This window comes from Nonomuraea roseoviolacea subsp. carminata (assembly GCF_024172185.1).
GTDB lineage: Bacteria > Actinomycetota > Actinomycetes > Streptosporangiales > Streptosporangiaceae > Nonomuraea > Nonomuraea roseoviolacea.
The window spans coordinates 1,093,618-1,109,359 of the sequence record NZ_JAMZEC010000001.1 but is presented as its reverse complement, the minus strand read 5'-3'; the positions used below and the strand labels follow the sequence as shown (position 1 = coordinate 1,109,359).

Annotated in this window: 9 protein-coding genes; 5 read left to right on the top strand and 4 right to left on the bottom strand. The window is 73.6% G+C overall.

The window, feature by feature from the left end; all coding sequences use genetic code 11:
- Nucleotides 1–724 precede the first annotated feature (724 nt).
- Nucleotides 725–1,822 carry a recombinase RecA gene (gene recA, locus HD595_RS05055; protein ID WP_253766053.1) on the bottom strand — a complete coding sequence of 366 codons (1,098 nt, stop codon included), beginning with the start codon at nucleotides 1,820–1,822 and terminating at the stop codon, nucleotides 725–727.
- 395 nt (nucleotides 1,823–2,217) lie between these two features.
- On the opposite strand from recA, the gene HD595_RS05050 reads away from it, so the two are divergent.
- Nucleotides 2,218–2,502 carry a hypothetical protein gene (locus tag HD595_RS05050; protein WP_253766051.1) on the top strand — a complete coding sequence of 95 codons (285 nt, stop codon included), beginning with the start codon at nucleotides 2,218–2,220 and terminating at the stop codon, nucleotides 2,500–2,502.
- Between the two features lie 95 nt (nucleotides 2,503–2,597).
- Here the strand turns inward: HD595_RS05050 and HD595_RS05045 are convergent, their stop codons facing one another.
- Nucleotides 2,598–2,792 (bottom strand): DUF3046 domain-containing protein, encoded by a 195-nt coding sequence (locus tag HD595_RS05045; protein WP_175599808.1) that lies wholly within the window; start codon nucleotides 2,790–2,792, stop codon nucleotides 2,598–2,600.
- A gap of 43 nt (nucleotides 2,793–2,835) precedes the next feature.
- Here HD595_RS05045 and HD595_RS05040 point away from each other — a divergent pair, with 43 nt between their 5' ends.
- Nucleotides 2,836–3,030 carry a hypothetical protein gene (locus HD595_RS05040; RefSeq protein ID WP_253766049.1) on the top strand — a complete coding sequence of 65 codons (195 nt, stop codon included), beginning with the start codon at nucleotides 2,836–2,838 and terminating at the stop codon, nucleotides 3,028–3,030.
- A 119-nt stretch (nucleotides 3,031–3,149) separates the two neighbouring features.
- Here HD595_RS05040 and HD595_RS05035 read toward each other — a convergent pair whose 3' ends face one another.
- Nucleotides 3,150–3,638 (bottom strand): VOC family protein, encoded by a 489-nt coding sequence (locus HD595_RS05035; protein WP_253766047.1) that lies wholly within the window; start codon nucleotides 3,636–3,638, stop codon nucleotides 3,150–3,152.
- An 88-nt stretch (nucleotides 3,639–3,726) separates the two neighbouring features.
- Here HD595_RS05035 and HD595_RS05030 point away from each other — a divergent pair, with 88 nt between their 5' ends.
- From HD595_RS05030 to HD595_RS05020, 3 genes are all read left to right on the top strand, one after another.
- The gene (locus HD595_RS05030) at nucleotides 3,727–8,619 is read left to right on the top strand and encodes an ATP-dependent helicase (RefSeq protein WP_253766045.1); all 4,893 of its coding nucleotides are present in this window, start codon (nucleotides 3,727–3,729) and stop codon (nucleotides 8,617–8,619) included.
- A gap of 707 nt (nucleotides 8,620–9,326) precedes the next feature.
- The gene (rny, locus tag HD595_RS05025; RefSeq protein WP_253766043.1) at nucleotides 9,327–10,943 is read left to right on the top strand and encodes a ribonuclease Y; all 1,617 of its coding nucleotides are present in this window, start codon (nucleotides 9,327–9,329) and stop codon (nucleotides 10,941–10,943) included.
- A 91-nt stretch (nucleotides 10,944–11,034) separates the two neighbouring features.
- Nucleotides 11,035–14,076, top strand: coding sequence for an AfsR/SARP family transcriptional regulator (locus HD595_RS05020; protein ID WP_253766041.1), 3,042 nt, complete (start codon nucleotides 11,035–11,037; stop codon nucleotides 14,074–14,076).
- Here the strand turns inward: HD595_RS05020 and HD595_RS05015 are convergent.
- Entirely contained in the window at nucleotides 14,049–15,653 is a 1,605-nt protein-coding gene (locus tag HD595_RS05015) for a CocE/NonD family hydrolase (protein ID WP_253766039.1), read from the bottom strand. The two genes, HD595_RS05020 and HD595_RS05015, sit on opposite strands and share 28 nt — an antisense overlap.
- Nucleotides 15,654–15,742: the final 89 nt, after the last annotated feature.

Here is a 15,742-nt window from a genome sequence, read left to right as displayed (position 1 = left end):
CCGGTTGATGCCGCTGTCGTGGGTGGCTTCGGTTCGGGCGGAGGGGCCTGCGGTGCTGGACAGCGGGGGGTGGGTGTCGGTGTCCTCGTCGTGCGGGGTCTGTTCGTGGTCTTCGTGGTGGGAGCCGGGGGTGGCAGAGGCTGCGCGTTGGGTGCGTTGTTCCTGCCACTCGGCCAGGGACGGCCAGCCGTCCACGGACGGTGAGGTGGTGGCGGCCTGGTCGCCCCACTCCTGACCACGTCGTTCCTGGCCGCGTCGGCCCTGATCGCGGGTGTCGCCCCACGCCTGGCCCTGCGAGGCGCTCGTGCCGTCGTCGGACGAGCCGCCTCGTCTCCGGCCGCTCCGCCCGTCCTGGCTCTGGTTCCAGCCGGAGCCCGACCGACGACCGGGACGGAAGCCCGACGACGAACCGGCACGAGACCTGGCCGAACCGGGCCGGGAGCCGGATGAGGCCGAACGGGACCCACCCGACGCATCGGAACGGGACCCAGCGGACGAGCCCGAAGGGGACGAATCGAATGTCGAGCCCCAGCCGGACCCCGATCCCGATCCCAATCCCGAGTCTGACCCGGTCGCCGGGTTTCGTCGGCCGCGTCTGACCTTGCGGTCGGCCGAGGAAAGCGGGAGGTCTGGCCAGGCGCCCCAGTCGCGATCGTGGGGCGCCTGGTCGTCGCCGCTCATGGCGCTGCCGATGGCCGGTGTTCACTCATGGGGGGATGACCGATCAGACGTCACCGGGCTTCGGCGCGGCGGCGGCCTTCGCGCCGCGGCCCGTGGAGGCGGGGGCGGGCGGCGCCGGCGGGGCGGCCTCGGCGGGGGCGTCGAGGCGCGGGCCGACACCCAGCTTGTCCTTGATCTTCTTCTCGATCTCGTTGGCCATGTCGGGGTGGTTCTTCAGGAAGTTACGGGCGTTCTCCTTGCCCTGGCCGAGCTGGTCGCCCTCGTAGGTGTACCAGGCGCCGGACTTGCGGACGAAGCCGTGCTCGACGCCCATGTCGATCAGGCCGCCCTCGCGGGAGATGCCCACGCCGTAGAGGATGTCGAAGTCGGCCACCCGGAAGGGCGGGGCCATCTTGTTCTTCACGACCTTGACGCGGGTGCGGTTGCCGACCGCCTCCGTGCCGTCCTTGAGAGTCTCGATGCGGCGGATGTCCATGCGGACCGAGGCGTAGAACTTGAGCGCCTTACCACCGGTCGTGGTCTCGGGCGAGCCGAACATGACGCCGATCTTCTCGCGGAGCTGGTTGATGAAGATGGCGGTGGTGCCGGTGCTGTTGAGGGCGCCGGCCACCTTGCGCAGGGCCTGGGACATGAGGCGGGCCTGCAGACCCACGTGGCTGTCGCCCATCTCGCCCTCGATCTCGGCCTTGGGCACCAGCGCGGCCACCGAGTCGATGACGATGATGTCGACGGCGCCGGACCGGATCAGCATGTCGGCGATCTCGAGCGCCTGCTCACCGGTGTCGGGCTGGGAGACCAGCAGCGCGTCGGTGTCGACGCCCAGCTTCTTGGCGTACTCGGGGTCGAGCGCGTGCTCGGCGTCGATGAACGCCGCGATGCCGCCCGCCCGCTGGGCGTTGGCCACCGCGTGCAGGGCGATCGTGGTCTTACCGGACGACTCCGGACCGTAGATCTCGACGATGCGGCCACGGGGCAGACCCCCGATGCCCAGCGCCACGTCGAGGGAGATCGAGCCGGTGGGGATCACCTCGATGGGAGCCCTGGCGTCATCGCCGAGGCGCATGACGGAGCCCTTGCCGAACTGCCGCTCGATCTGGGCGAGGGCGGTCTCGAGGGCCTTCTCGCGGTCGTTGATAGCCATGGGAGCTCCCCCTGAAGGGTCGTGGTCCGATTCAGTCGAGTGAAAGCTACGGCCTGCCACCGACATTTTCTGCGGAGTGTCGGGGAGGCGGGGTCCCCGGCGTTCTCCATGGTAGCCGAACGGCTGTTCGATCACATCGGTAACACGCGGCTCAGTGCCCGCGACGCTCCGCGCCCGGGCGGAGCGGGCCCGGCGGGGCCGCGGCCGAACGTGCTCCGTGCCCGTCGGTGGCGTCTCTCGTTCGGTCGCGGTCGGCGGTCTCTCGTCGGGGCGCTGTGTGAGCGTGTCGCGACGGTACGTCCAGGTTCACCCGGATGTGCGGTGGTTTGCGGCGTGTGTGTTGTCGGGCGTCATGGGCGGGGGAGAGTCAAGGGTAGAGGGTTGGAGGCGGCGACGTGTCAGGCACGTACACCGGAGAGCGGCGCGCCCATCTGGAGGCTCTCGCTGAGCTGCTGCCCGAGCAGGGGCTGGTGAGCCGCATGATCGGCGGCGACGACCCGATGCTCTGGGTGTGGCATCCGCAGACAGGGCGGCAGACGATCATCTTCGCCACTCCCTCGCGCGGCGGATGGATCTTCCTGTGGGCGCCCGGCGGACAGGGGCGCGTGGACGAGCTGACGCGCACGGCCGGTGCGTTGCGGCGGACGCTCGACACCCCGCCCCACGCGAAGTCCCTGTGAGACGATCCCCGAGCGCTGCGTCCTTTGGCCTCTCCATCCCGAAGCCCGCGATCCCCCTTGAGGCGATCCTGAGGGCCGGCGGAGGGTGGTCCGGGTCAGCGCAGTTGCGGCGGTACGTCCTCCACCTGGCAGACCGCCCGCCAGACGGTTTTGGCGCTCTCGCCCTCCGCCAGCGCCTGCGTGACTGTGCGGCCGCCCAGCGGCGCCAGGACGTAGTCACGCGCCCAGGAGTCGGCGTAGGCGTCGCCGAAGTGGGCGCGCATCCGTCTCCAGAACTCGGTCAACCGCATCACTCAAGTATGGGACCACCCACGCCATGGGTAGGACAGACCCATGGCCAAGACTCACAAACCCTCGCCCCCGAAGACCGCCAAGATCAAGGCGAACCGCCTCAGGCGCCGCGCGTTACGGCTGGCGCAACGGCTGGCCGTGCGGAAGGAGAAGGCCGACAGGTCCGAGCGGCACGCCGGCCTCAGGCGCGAACCGCGCGTGGGCCTGCCGAGGACGCGCCGGGCGTCGCGGCGCTAGGTCGCGCCCGGTCACACGACCGGTGTCCGTCCGGCCGGCGGCGCGGGTCCCGCGACAGCGGGCAACCGCGAGCGTGGATCGGTCACGGCCAGAGGGGACCGGGACGGCGTCGCGCGGGGTCAGAGCACGCGTGAGCCGTACATCTCGCCGAGGTGGTCGGCGAGCAGCTCCAGGCGGGCGCCGTCGGGGTCGCGGAAGTAGATGGAGGCGCCGCTCTCGATCTGGTGCGGCACGCCGGCCATCTCCAGCTTCCCGCGCAGGCGCTCCCACGTGGCCGGGTCGACGGAGATGGCGATGTGGTGCAGTCCGCCGAGCACTTCCTGGTACGGGCCGAGGTCGAGCCCCGGGAAGTCGAAGAAGGCCAGCAGGTTGCCGTTGCCGATGTCGAAGAAGAAGTGGCTGGAGCCCTTGTAGTCGCGGTTCTCGATGATCTCCGTGAGCGGGAACTCCAGGAGCTCCTGGTAGAACAGGACCGTCCGCTCCACGTCCGACGACACCAGGGCGAAGTGGTGCAGGCCGCGGGCGCTGCTGGGAGGCCGGCGCGGTAAGAGGTAGCGCTCCCTGATCTCGTCACGGCGCGCGTCCATGGCTGTGTTGTCGATGCTCACGGTCGCTCTATGTCCGCCTGCGTGCCGCTCAACCACCCTGGGCGGCCACAATGCGTTTTCTGTCGGTACGGCGAGGCACTATGGGCAGGTGAGCTCGCTCGACCATTTCAGCCAGGTGACCAGGGAGTGGTTCTCCGGGGCCTTCGTCGCGCCCACCACCGCCCAGGAGGGCGCGTGGCGGTCCATCGCCCGGGGTGACAACACGCTGGTCGTCGCGCCGACGGGCTCCGGCAAGACGCTGGCGGCGTTCCTGTGGTCGCTCGACCGGCTGGCCGCCGAGCACGCCGAGCATCCCGCGGACGCGGAGCCGACCGGGACGTCGGGGCCGCATCGGCGGGGCGGGCGCGGCGGCAAGGACGGCACTTCCCGCCGCGGGGGCGCCAAGGACGACGCCTCCCGCCGAGGCGGTACGAAGGTCCTTTACGTCTCGCCGCTCAAGGCGCTGGCCGTGGACGTCGAGCGCAACCTCCGCGCCCCCCTGACCGGGCTCAAGCAGACGGCCAGGCGGCTCGGTCTGCCCGTGCCGGAGATCTCGGTGGCCATCCGGTCCGGCGACACCCCCGCCGAGGACCGCAGGCGGTTCGCCGCCAGGCCGGCCGACATCCTGATCACGACCCCCGAGTCGCTGTTCCTGCTGCTCACCAGCCAGGCGCGCGAGGCGCTGCGCGACGTGCGCACGGTGATCATCGACGAGGTGCACGCCGTCGCGGCGACCAAGCGCGGCGCCCACCTCGCGCTCAGCCTCGAACGGCTCGACGCGTTGCTCGACCGGCCCGCCCAGCGGATCGGCCTGTCGGCGACGGTCCGGCCGGTCAGCGAGGTGGCGGCGTTCCTGGGCGGCTCCCGGCCGGCGACGGTGGTGCAGCCGCCCTCCGACAAGCGCATCGAGATCGACGTCGTCGTCCCGGTCGAGGACATGACGGAGATGGAGGGCGCGCCCCGCCGCGACCACGGCGACGGCGACGGTGACGGCGGCGGCGGTGACCTGATGCCCGATCCGGCGAGCCGCTCCATCTGGCCGCACGTCGAGGACCGCCTGTTCGACCTCATCGGGGCCCACAGCTCCACGATCGTGTTCGCCAACTCCCGGCGGCTTGCCGAGCGCCTGTGCACGAGGCTCAACGAGCTGGCGTACGAGCGCGCCTACGGGACGGACACCGTCGACCTGTCGATCTGGGAGACCGCCCCCGACGGTGAGCCCGCCCCCGACGGTGAGCCCGCCCCGGAGGGCGGGCGGCGGTCGGGTGACGGCGCGCCGGTCCGGCGGACGCCCGCCGAGATGATGGCCCAGGCCGGAGCGAGCAAGGGCGTGCCGACCGAGATCGTCCGCGCCCACCACGGCTCGGTCTCCAAGGAGGAGCGGGCGCAGATCGAGGAGGCGCTCAAGTCGGGCCGGCTGCCCGCAGTGGTCGCCACCTCCAGCCTGGAGCTGGGCATCGACATGGGCGCGGTCGACCTGGTCGCCTGCGTCGAGGCGCCGCCCAGCGTGGCGAGCGGCCTGCAGCGCATCGGCCGGGCCGGCCACCAGGTGGGCGCCGTGTCCAAGGGCGTGATCTTCCCCAAGTACCGCGGCGACCTCGTCCAGACCGCGGTGGTCGCCGAGCGCATGAAGAGCGGCGAGATCGAGGAGCTGCGCTACCCCCGCAACCCCCTCGACGTGCTCGCCCAGCAGATCGTGGCGATGACCGCCCTCGACGAGTGGACCGTCGACGAGCTGGAGGCCGTCGTCAGGCGCGCCGCCCCCTACGCCACGCTGCCGCGCACCGCGCTGGAGGCCACGCTCGACATGCTGGCCGGCCGCTACCCGAGCGAGGAGTTCGCCGAGCTGCGCCCGCGCCTCGTGTGGGACCGGGTGACGGGCACCCTGCGCGGCCGGCCGGGCGCCCAGCGGCTGGCCGTCACCAACGGCGGCACCATCCCCGACCGCGGCCTGTTCGGCGTGTTCCTGGTCGGCGAGAAGGCGTCGCGGGTCGGCGAGCTGGACGAGGAGATGGTCTACGAGTCGCGGGTCGGCGACGTGTTCGTGCTCGGCGCGACGTCGTGGCGCATCGAGGACATCACGGCCGACCGCGTCCTCGTCTCCCCGGCTCCGGGCCAGCCGGGCAAGCTGCCGTTCTGGCACGGCGACGCCCCCGGGCGGCCGGCCGAGCTGGGCAGGGCCATCGGCGCGTTCCTGCGCGAGCAGGCCGCCGACGGCTCGGCCGAGCGCGCGCGGGCCGCGGGGCTCGACGAGTACGCCGCCGCCAACCTTCAGTCCTACCTGGCCGAGCAGCGCGAGGCGACCGGCTACGTCCCCGACGACCGCACCCTCGTGGTCGAGCGCTTCCACGACGAGCTGGGCGACTGGCGGGTGGTGATCCACTCCCCGTACGGCGCCCGCGTCCACGCGCCCTGGGCGCTGGCCGTCAACCGGCGGCTGCACGAGCGCTACGGCCTCGACGTGCAGGCCGTGCACTCCGACGACGGCATCGTGCTGCGCATCCCCGACACGCTGGCCGAGCCGCCGTCCGACGTGGCGGCGTTCGACGCCGAGGAGATCGAGCAGATCGTCACCGAGGAGCTGGGCGGATCGGCGATGTTCGCCTCGCGCTTCCGGGAGTGCGCCGGACGGGCGCTGCTTCTGCCGCGCCGCACCCCCGGCCGGCGCAGCCCGCTGTGGCAGCAGCGCCAGCGGGCGGCCCACCTGCTGGGGGTGGCCTCGAAGTACGCGTCGTTCCCGATCGTGCTGGAGACGATGCGCGAGTGCCTGCAGGACGTGTTCGACGTGCCGGGGCTGGTCCAGTTGATGCGCGACATCGCCGCGCGCCGGGTGCGCGTGGTCGAGGTGGAGACGTCGCAGGCGTCGCCGTTCGCGGCGTCGCTGCTGTTCCACTACGTGGGCGCGTTCATGTACGAGGGCGACGCGCCGCTGGCCGAGCGGCGGGCGCAGGCGCTGGCCCTGGACACCTCGCTGCTGGCCGAGCTGCTGGGCCAGGCCGACCTGCGCGAACTGCTCGACCCCGACGTGATCTCCGACGCCGAGCGGGAGCTGGCCAGGCTCGACCGGCCGCTGCGCGACGCCGAGGACCTCGCCGACCTGCTGCGCTCGCACGGGCCGCTGCTCGCGCCCGACGTGAGCGTGCGCGGCGGCGACCCCGCCTGGCTGGAGGAGCTCGAACGCGCGCGGCGGGCGATCCGGGTGCGCGTCGCGGGCGAGGAGCAGTGGGCGGCCATCGAGGACGCGGCGCGGATGCGCGACGCGCTGGGCGTGCCGCCGCCGGTGGGGGTGCCCCACGCGTTCCTGGAGCCGGTCGCCGACCCGCTGGCCGACCTGGTGGCGCGTCACGCCCGCACGCGGGGGCCGTTCCACGCGGGTACGGCGGCGGCCCGCTTCGGTCTGGGGGTGGCCGTGGTGCGCGACGCGCTGCACCGCCTGGCCGCGTCCGGGCGGGTGGTCAACGGCGAGTTCCGGCCCGGGGGCCGGGGCGAGGAGTGGTGCGACGCGGGCGTGCTGCGCATGCTGCGGCGCAGGTCGCTCGCCCGGCTGCGCAAGGAGGTCGAGCCGGTCGCGCCCGAGACGCTGGCCCTGTTCCTGCCGGCCTGGCACGGCATCACCGCCTCGGCCGGGCCGGCGGGCCCGGCGAGCATGGCGGGCACGGCGGGCACGGCGGGGCCCGGAGCGTCAGGAGCGACGGGTCCGGGAGGCTCGGGAGCGATGGGTCCGGGCGGCCGCGGCGGTGTGACAGGGGCGGCGCGGGCGATGGACGCGCTGGTCCACGCCGTCGAGCAGCTCCAGGGCGCGGCCGTGCCCGCCTCGGCGCTGGAGTCCCTGGTCCTGCCGTCGCGGGTGCCCGGCTACCATCCGGCGCTGCTCGACGAGCTCACCTCGTCCGGCGAGGTGATCTGGGCCGGACAGGGCTCGCTGCCGGGCGGCGACGGGTGGGTGTCCCTCTACTTCGCCGACACCGCGCCCCTGCTGATGCCCGAACCCGCCGAGATCACCATGACGCCCGTCCACGACCAGGTGCTGGAGGCGCTCGGCGGCGGAGGGGCGCTGTTCTTCCGCGGGTTGTCCGACCGGCTCGGCTCGCTCGACGACACGACGCTCGCCACGGCCCTGTGGGACCTCGTGTGGTCCGGCCGAGTGTCGGGCGACACGCTGGCGCCGCTGCGGGCGACGCTGGGGTCCGGGCGTCCCGCGCACCGCCCGGCCGCCACGCGGCGCCGCCGGGCCGTGCTGCCCACCCGGAGCGGGCCGCCGACCGTGGGTGGGCGGTGGTGGCTGCTGCCGTCACCGGCCGGTGACGCGACCCAGCGGGCACAGGCCCAGGCCGAGGCCCTGCTCGAACGCCACGGCGTGCTGACGCGTGGCGCGGTCACGTCCGAACGGCTGCCCGGTGGGTTCTCGCCGGTCTACCAGGTGCTGCGCGCGTACGAGGAGAGCGGCCGGTGCCGGCGCGGCTACTTCGTCGAGAGTCTCGGGGGCGCGCAGTTCGCGCTGCCGGGGGCGGTCGACCGGATGCGGGCCATGGCCCCGTCCCTCGCGACCGCCGCCGGGCCGCCGAGCCCCGGCCTGCCCTTCGACGGGCCTCCCGGGCAGGCCGGTGGGTTCCGGCCGGGAGAGCGCGGGGGCACGCGGCGGGCCGTGGTGCTGGCGGCGGCCGACCCGGCCAACCCCTACGGCGCCGCCCTGCCGTGGCCGGCGCATCCCGGCGACGTCGCGCACAAGCCCGGGCGCAAGGCCGGGGCGCTGGTGGTGCTGGTCGACGGGTTCCTCGTGCTGTACGTCGAGCGGGGCGGCAAGACGCTGCTGTCGTTCACGGACGACGAGCGGCTGCGCCCGGCGGTGGACGCGCTGGCCCTGTCCGTGCGCGACGGAGCGCTGGGCAAGCTGACCGTCGAGCGGGCCGACGGCGCCTCCATCACCGAGTCGCCCCTGGCGGACGCGCTTGAGGCGGCGGGCTTCCACCCGACGCCACGGGGGTTGCGTCTGCGGGCCTGAGCGGACATGCCATGAGGCCGGACGGCGAAGAGGGCTGCGCCTGCGGGCCTGGAGGACGCGCTGCCCGGCCTCTGCGCCCGCCGACCTGCCGGAGGTCCCCGTGGTCCGCGTCCGGGTCTGCCGGAGGTCTCCCGGGGGCCGCGTGCGCCGAGCTGCCGGACGTCTCCCGAGGGAGGTCAGCGTCCGCGCCCTGCGGATCGGCGGGCGGGGGCGGCGCCCCTGGGCGGTGTCGTCCGAGGGGATGCCGCCCTTTCCCGGCGGGGCCTTCTCGCGGGGCGGTCGGCCCTTTGGGCCCCGGCCCCCAGGAAAAGATGGGGCTGATGTGGTTTATGTGAGGAAATGTGGGGGAGGAAGCGTGGCTTGCCGTACACGTGCCATTTCCCGGGATCGCTCGATATCCGGGCGAATGGCGAGAAGCCATCCCGTAAGACACGCTTGATAACGCGTTTGCTTGCTCGTGACTTCTTCGACGCATAACCTCGACGGCAGTGAGGAGTTACTCCGCGCTGCGCGGATTGTCATACCGGTGACGTACGGACGAGCGAGCTTGACTGATGGAGGCGGGCCTGGCTTCCGCCTTGGCTTGATATCGGCCTTGATGTCAGCGTCGTGATGACGCCGACCGGGCGTTCCGCGCCGCGCATGTGACACCTCGCGTTCTGTGGCCACGTTACGGGTGTTGACGACGCGAGGAGGGCGGGGAGCGCATGGGGCCGCTTGTCGTTGTGCTGTCGGTGGCGGTGCTCCTGCTCACGTTCGGCATGATCGCCACGCTCCTCCTCGTGGTACGCCGCACCTCGGGTCTTGCGCCGCAGTCCGGCAAGCCGTCCGCCGAGCAGCTCCAGGCCGTCCACGAGGAGCTGGAGCAGGCCCGCCAGGAGGCCGGCGAGATCCGCGGCAAGGCCGAGTCCGACGCCGAGGAGATCCTGCGCCGCTCCGAGGCCGCGGCCGAGAGCGCCGCGCGGATGCGGCGCGAGGTCGAGGAGGAGGGCCGGATCCTCAAGTCCGAGCTCAAGGAGCTGCGCGCCGATCTCGAACGCCGCGAGTCCCGGCTGGCCGAGCGCGAGGAGCGCCTGGACGAGGAGGCCCGGCGGCAGGCCGAGCACCAGCGCAAGCTGGCCGAGGACGAGACCCGCCTCGCCGACCGCAAGGCCGAGCTGCTCCAGATCGAGGACGAGCGGCGGGCCCTGCTGGAGCGGGTGGCCGGGCTGACCGCCGCCCAGGCCAAGGCGGAGCTGGTCAGGGAGATCGAGAACCAGGCCAAGCGCGAGGCCACGCTGATCATCCGGGAGATCGAGGGCCAGGCCCGCAAGGAGGGCGAGAAGCGCGCCGCCAAGATCGTGACGCTGGCGGTGCAGCGGGTGGCGGCCGAGCAGACCGCCGAGTCCGTGGTGAGCGTGCTGCACCTGCCGGGCGACGAGATGAAGGGCCGCATCATCGGCCGCGAGGGCCGCAACATCCGGGCGTTCGAGTCGACGACCGGCGTCAACCTCATCATCGACGACACCCCCGAGGCCGTCCTGCTGTCCTGCTTCGACCCGGTACGCCGGGAGACCGCCAGGCTGACCCTGGAGAAGCTCGTGCTCGACGGCCGCATCCACCCGCAGCGCATCGAGGAGGCCCACGAGCGCAGCCGCGCCGAGGTCCAGGACCTGTGCGCCCGCGCCGGCGAGGACGCCCTGGTCGAGCTCGGCATCACCGACATGCACCCGGAGCTGACGCTGCTGCTCGGCCAGCTCCGCTACCGCACCTCGTACGGGCAGAACGTGCTCAAGCACCTCATCGAGTCGGCGCACATCGCCGGCATCATGGCCGCCGAGCTCAAGCTGGACCAGCGGCTGATGAAGCGCTGCGCGCTGCTGCACGACATCGGCAAGGCGCTCACGCACGAGGTCGAGGGCAGCCACGCGCTGATCGGCGCGGAGATCGCCCGCCGGTACGGCGAGTCGGAGGACGTGGTCCACGCCATCGAGGCGCACCACAACGAGGTCGAGGTGCGCACCGTCGAAGCGGTTCTCACCCAGGCGGCCGACGCGATCAGCGGCAGCCGTCCCGGCGCGCGCCGCGAGTCGCTGGAGGCGTACGTCAAGCGGCTGGAGCGGCTGGAGGAGATCGCGCAGTCGTACGAGGGCGTGGAGAAGGTCTTCGCCATGCAGGCCGGCCGGGAGATCCGGGTCATGGTCAAGCCCGACGCGATCGACGACATCCAGGCGCAGGTGATCGCCCGCGACGTGGCCAAGCAGGTCGAGGAGGAGCTGACCTACCCGGGGCAGATCCGCATCACGGTCGTCCGCGAGTCGCGCGCCACCGAGTTCGCCCGCTGACCCGCCCCGTCCAGCAGGGCCGAGCAGGGCAGGGCAGGGCACGGAAGAGCAGGGCAGGATGTGACATGTGCGGATATCCATCCTTGGCCCGTTGGAGGTCGAGGGCGACGAGGGACCGGTCGCGGTCGGTGGGGTCAGGTTGCGGGCGCTGCTGGCCCTCCTGGCCCTGGAGGCCGGCCGTACCGTCACCACCGAACGGCTGATCGACGCCCTGTGGCCGCATGAGCCCCCCGCCAACGCGGCCAACGCCCTCCAGACGCTGGTCAAGCGGCTGCGGGCGGCGCTGCGCCCGTACGAGGCGGTGGAGAGCAGGCCGGGCGGTTACGCGCTCGCCGTGGAACCGGACGACGTGGACGCCCTCCGCTTCAGGAGGACGGCCCGCAGCGGGGAGGGCCTGGAGCTCTGGCGCGGACCGGCGCTGGCGGACCTCACGTCGGTGCCGCTCCTGGCGAACGCCGCCGCCGCCCTGGAGCAGGACCGCCTCGCCGCCGTCGAGGCCCGGCTGGCGGCCGGGGCGCCGGTCGAGCTGACCGCCGAGGTCGCCGCGCACCCGCTGCGCGAGCGGCTGGCCGCCCTGGCCATGCGGGCGCTGGCCGCCGAGGGACGGCAGGCCGAGGCGCTGGAGCTGTTCGAACGCACCCGCCGCACACTCGCCGACGAGCTGGGCGTCGATCCCGGCCCCGAGCTGCGGGCCGCCCACGTCGCGGTCGTCTCCGGAGACGTCCCCACCCCGGAGCCGCCGGCCCCGCCCCGGCGGAGGGGCAACGTCCGGGCCCCCAGGACCAGCTTCATCGGCCGCGAGGCCGAGCTGGACCAGCTCGCCGACCTGCTCGCCCGGGCCCGGGTCGTCACGCTGGTCGGCCCGGGCGGCGCGGGCAAGACGAGGCTGGCCACCGAGCTGGCGCTGCGATCCGCCGAAGCGGCCTGGATGGTCGAGCTGGCCCCGGTCACCGATCCGCACGAGGTCGTCGGCACCGTGCTCGACGCGCTGGGGCTGCGTGACGACCGCCCTCCGTACCGCATGCCCGCGGACGGGGCCGACCCGGTGGCGCAGGTGGCCGAGGCCGTCGCGGGCCGGCCCGCGCTGCTCGTGCTGGACAACTGCGAGCACCTCGTCGACGCGGCAGCCGAGCTGGCCGAGCGGCTGCTCACCGCGTGCCCCGGCCTGCGGGTGCTGGCCACGAGCAGGGAGCCGCTCAACGTGCCGGGCGAGCACCTGGCGCCCGTCCCGCCGCTCGCGCCGCCGCCCGTCGGCGCGGACCCCGTGCGGGCGGAGGCGTACCCGTCGGTCCGGCTGCTGCTGGACCGGGCCCGCGCGGCCCGGCCCGGGTTCGCGATCGACGAGGGGAACGTGGCCGCGGTGGTGGCGCTCTGCCGCCGGCTGGACGGCATGCCGCTGGCCATCGAGCTGGCCGCGGCCCGCCTGCGCACCATGACGCCGCGGCAGCTCGCCGACCGCGTCGACGACCGGTTCAGGCTGCTCACCGGCGGCAGCAGGACCGCGCTGCCGCGCCAGCAGACGCTCAGAGCGGTGGTGGAGTGGAGCTGGGACCTGCTGGACGCCGAGGAGCGGGTGCTGGCCAGGCGGCTCGGCGTGTTCGCGGGCGGCGCGACGCTGGAGGCGGTCGAGGCGGTCGAGGCGGTCTGCGGGGGAGCGGCGGACGTGCTCGGCGCGCTCGCCGACAAGTCGCTGGTCCAGGTCTCGCCCGAGGGCCGCTCCTCGATGCTGGAGACCATCCGCGCCTACGCGCTCGAACGGCTGGCCGAGGCGGGCGAGGCCGGCGAGTACCGCCGGCGGCACGCGGCGTACCTGCTGGATCTGGCCGAACGGGCGGTGCCCGAGCTGCGCACGGCCGCGCAGACCGCCTGGCTGGAGCGGATGGCGCCCGAGCGCGACGACTTCGCCGCCGCCCTGCGCTGGGCGGTCGAGGAACGGGACGTGGAGAGCGCGCTGCGGCTGTGCGGAGCGCTCACCTGGTACTGGTGGATGTGCGGCTACCGGCGGGAGGCCACGGCCTGGGCCGCGCAGGTGCTCGACCTGGCGGGCGACGAGCCGCCGCCGGGGCTGGCCGGGGCCTACACGTCCTGCATGTTCGGGTACGGCGTGTCCATGCTCGGCACGATCGTCGACGACCGGCCCGCCATGCTGGCGCTGTCGCACCGGATGGACCGGCTGGTCGAGGTGGCCGAGAAGGAGGGGCCGCTGCACCCGATGCTCAAGCTCAGCAGGGTCGTCATGGCCGCCGTCGCGGGCCGCGAGAAGGTGGCCGCCGAGCTGCTCGGAGGGTACGTCGAGAGCGACGATCCCTGGCTGGCCAGCTCCGCCCTCATGATCGGCGGCCTGAGCCGCCGTACCGAGGAGGACCTCGAGCGGTCGGTGGCCGGGTTCAGGAGGCTCGGCGACCGGTGGGGGCTGACCGAGGCGCTCCTGGGCCTGGCCGAGCTGCGGACCGCCAGGGGCGCGCCGACCGGTGACATCATCGCCGAGGTCTGGGGCATGACCAGCCGCTGGGTCGGCGCCGACGAGGAGATCTCGACCCTGATCAGGCTGGCGGAGCTGCGCATGCGCGGCGGCGATCTCGACGGCGCGGGCGAGGACCTGGCCAGGGCCAGGGCCGGCGTGGACGAGGACACCACGCCGCACACGCTGTTCCTGCTCGGGATGGGCGAGGCCGGGTACGCCTGCCTGCGCGGTGAGCCGGACCGCGGGCTGGAGATCTACCGTGGCCTGTTCGACCTGCTCGCGCAGGCTCCGCCGATGGCGCAGCTCGCCGCCTCGCTCAGGACCGCGTACGGCCGGGCGCTGGCGCGGACCGGGGAGCCGGACGCCGCGATCGAGCAGCACCGCCTGGCCCTCGGCGCGCTCGGCCAGGGCAACCCCGGCTGGCCGCTGCTGTCGCCGGTGCTGGCCGGGTTCGCGCTGGCCGCGCAGGCCGCGGGCGATCAGGAGCGGGCCGCCGTCCTGTTCGGCGCGTCGTCGGCGGTCGAGCCGCGCGACACCTCGCTCGACACCGTGGAGGGCCTGGAGACGGCCAGGGCCGCGCTCGGTGACGAGCACTTCGAGGAGTGCTTCGCCAGGGGCGCGGCCATGTCCAAAGAAGAGGTCTACGGGATGGTGGGCAGCACGACGTAGGACGGGCCGTGCAGCGTGGTGGTGCCCTTCTCCGGGTTCCGGCCGAACCTGGGGAAGTTCGAGCCCGCCACGTCGATCCTGATCCGGTGGCGCGGCCGGAACGCGTTCGAGATCGCGCCGAGCCGTACCGTGACCTCGCGCACCTCGCCGGGCTCCAGGCCCTCCACCCTCGCGACGCCGTCGGTCAGCAGCTCGGCCCGCCCGTCGGGGTGGACGTCGATCAGCTTGGCGGTAACGTCCGCGCTGGGTGCGGTGGAGGAGACGCGCGCCACCAGCTCGACCTCGCCGCTCACCTCCAACCGCGCGCCGAGCGGCTCGCTCCGGTGGCGCAGCACGTCGCCGCGCTCGTCGAGGGGCCGCTGGTCGAGCGGGCCGAACGCGTCGAACGTCATGACCGCCCCGCCGAGGGTCGGCACCGGGTCGCCGGGGTCGCCGGCGAACTCGGCGGAGCCGCCCGTCGCCGGCCTCGTGCTCAGCGTCCCGTCGACGTGCAGGTGGTACGGGACGCGGCGGGCCCGCGTGATCGGCCAGTCGTCCTCCTCGCGCCAGGCGTCGTCGCCCATCACGAAGATCTTCACGCGGGCCCGGTCGCGCATCGGCGCCCCGCGCAGCCAGTGGTCGAACCAGTCGAGGTGCACCCCCGTCCAGTCCACGGCCGCGTGGCTCGCCTGGTCGCCGTAGTCGCGCCCGCAGATGTCGCGCTCGTGCGTGAAGTGCGTCCACGGGCCCACGATCAGCCGGGACTCGCCGCGCAGCCGCTCGTAGTGCCCGATGGAGCCGTCGCGGAAGTAGTCGTACCAGCCGGTGCTGACCAGCGCGGGCACCTCGATCCTGGAGTGGTCGACGACCCCGTCCCGCCAGAGCGGGTCGCGCGGGTCGGGGCGGCTCATCCACGAGGCGTAGAAGGGCACCAGGTCCGCGAGCAGCGGCTGGTCGCTGAGCGGCAGCCGCTCGGAGAGCTCCAGCAGGCGCTCGCCGAGCCGGTCGGGCAGGCCGACGGCCGCCAGGTACCTGTCCTTGTCCTCCTGCGTGGCCGTGCCCAGCGAGATCCGGCGGTCCAGCTCGTCCACGGCGAGCACCATCGCGCTGACGGTGAGGATGACGTTGAGGTTGGGGACGCCGCCCGGCTGGTAGACGCATTCGTACAGTCCCGCGGGGGCGACGTGCGGCGCGATGGCCCGCAGGCCCTCCGGCCGCTCCTGGGCCGCGAGCAGTTGGGTGATGCCCAGGTACGAATCCCCGTACATCCCGACATTTCCGTCGGACCACGGCGCGGTCGCCGCCCACCGGACCGCGTCGTGGCCGTCGGCCGCCTCGCCGCTGACGAACTGGAGCTCTCCCTGCGAGGCGCCCGTGCCGCGCACGTCCTGCAGGACGACCGCGTACCCGGCGGCCACGAGGCGGGGCACGTCGAGGTGGAAGCCCGGGCCCTCGACGGCCCGGCCGTACGGGGTGCGCGACAGCAGCACGGGGAAGCGCCCGTCCACGGCGGGCCGCCAGAGCGTCGCCACGAGCTCGACGCCGTCACGCGTGGTCATGGTCTCGGTGGTCTCGATCATCGGAGTCGCGTAGGTCATGTCCCCCACGGTGTCCGGGCCCGCTGGCATCCCCCTGGCAGCGACCTGTCAGGGCGATGGCGCGCACGCCGGTGAACGGGGGCCGTTCG

Excerpts from the sequence above, each read along its gene's own strand:
- rny (WP_253766043.1), top strand. The coding sequence starts at position 9,327 with ATGGGGCCGCTTGTCGTTGTGCTGTCGGTGGCGGTGCTCCTGCTCACG.
- recA (WP_253766053.1), bottom strand. The coding sequence starts at position 1,822 with ATGGCTATCAACGACCGCGAGAAGGCCCTCGAGACCGCCCTCGCCCAG.
- HD595_RS05045 (WP_175599808.1), bottom strand. The coding sequence starts at position 2,792 with ATGCGGTTGACCGAGTTCTGGAGACGGATGCGCGCCCACTTCGGCGAC.
- HD595_RS05015 (WP_253766039.1), bottom strand. The coding sequence starts at position 15,653 with ATGACCTACGCGACTCCGATGATCGAGACCACCGAGACCATGACCACG.
- HD595_RS05040 (WP_253766049.1), top strand. The coding sequence starts at position 2,836 with ATGGCCAAGACTCACAAACCCTCGCCCCCGAAGACCGCCAAGATCAAG.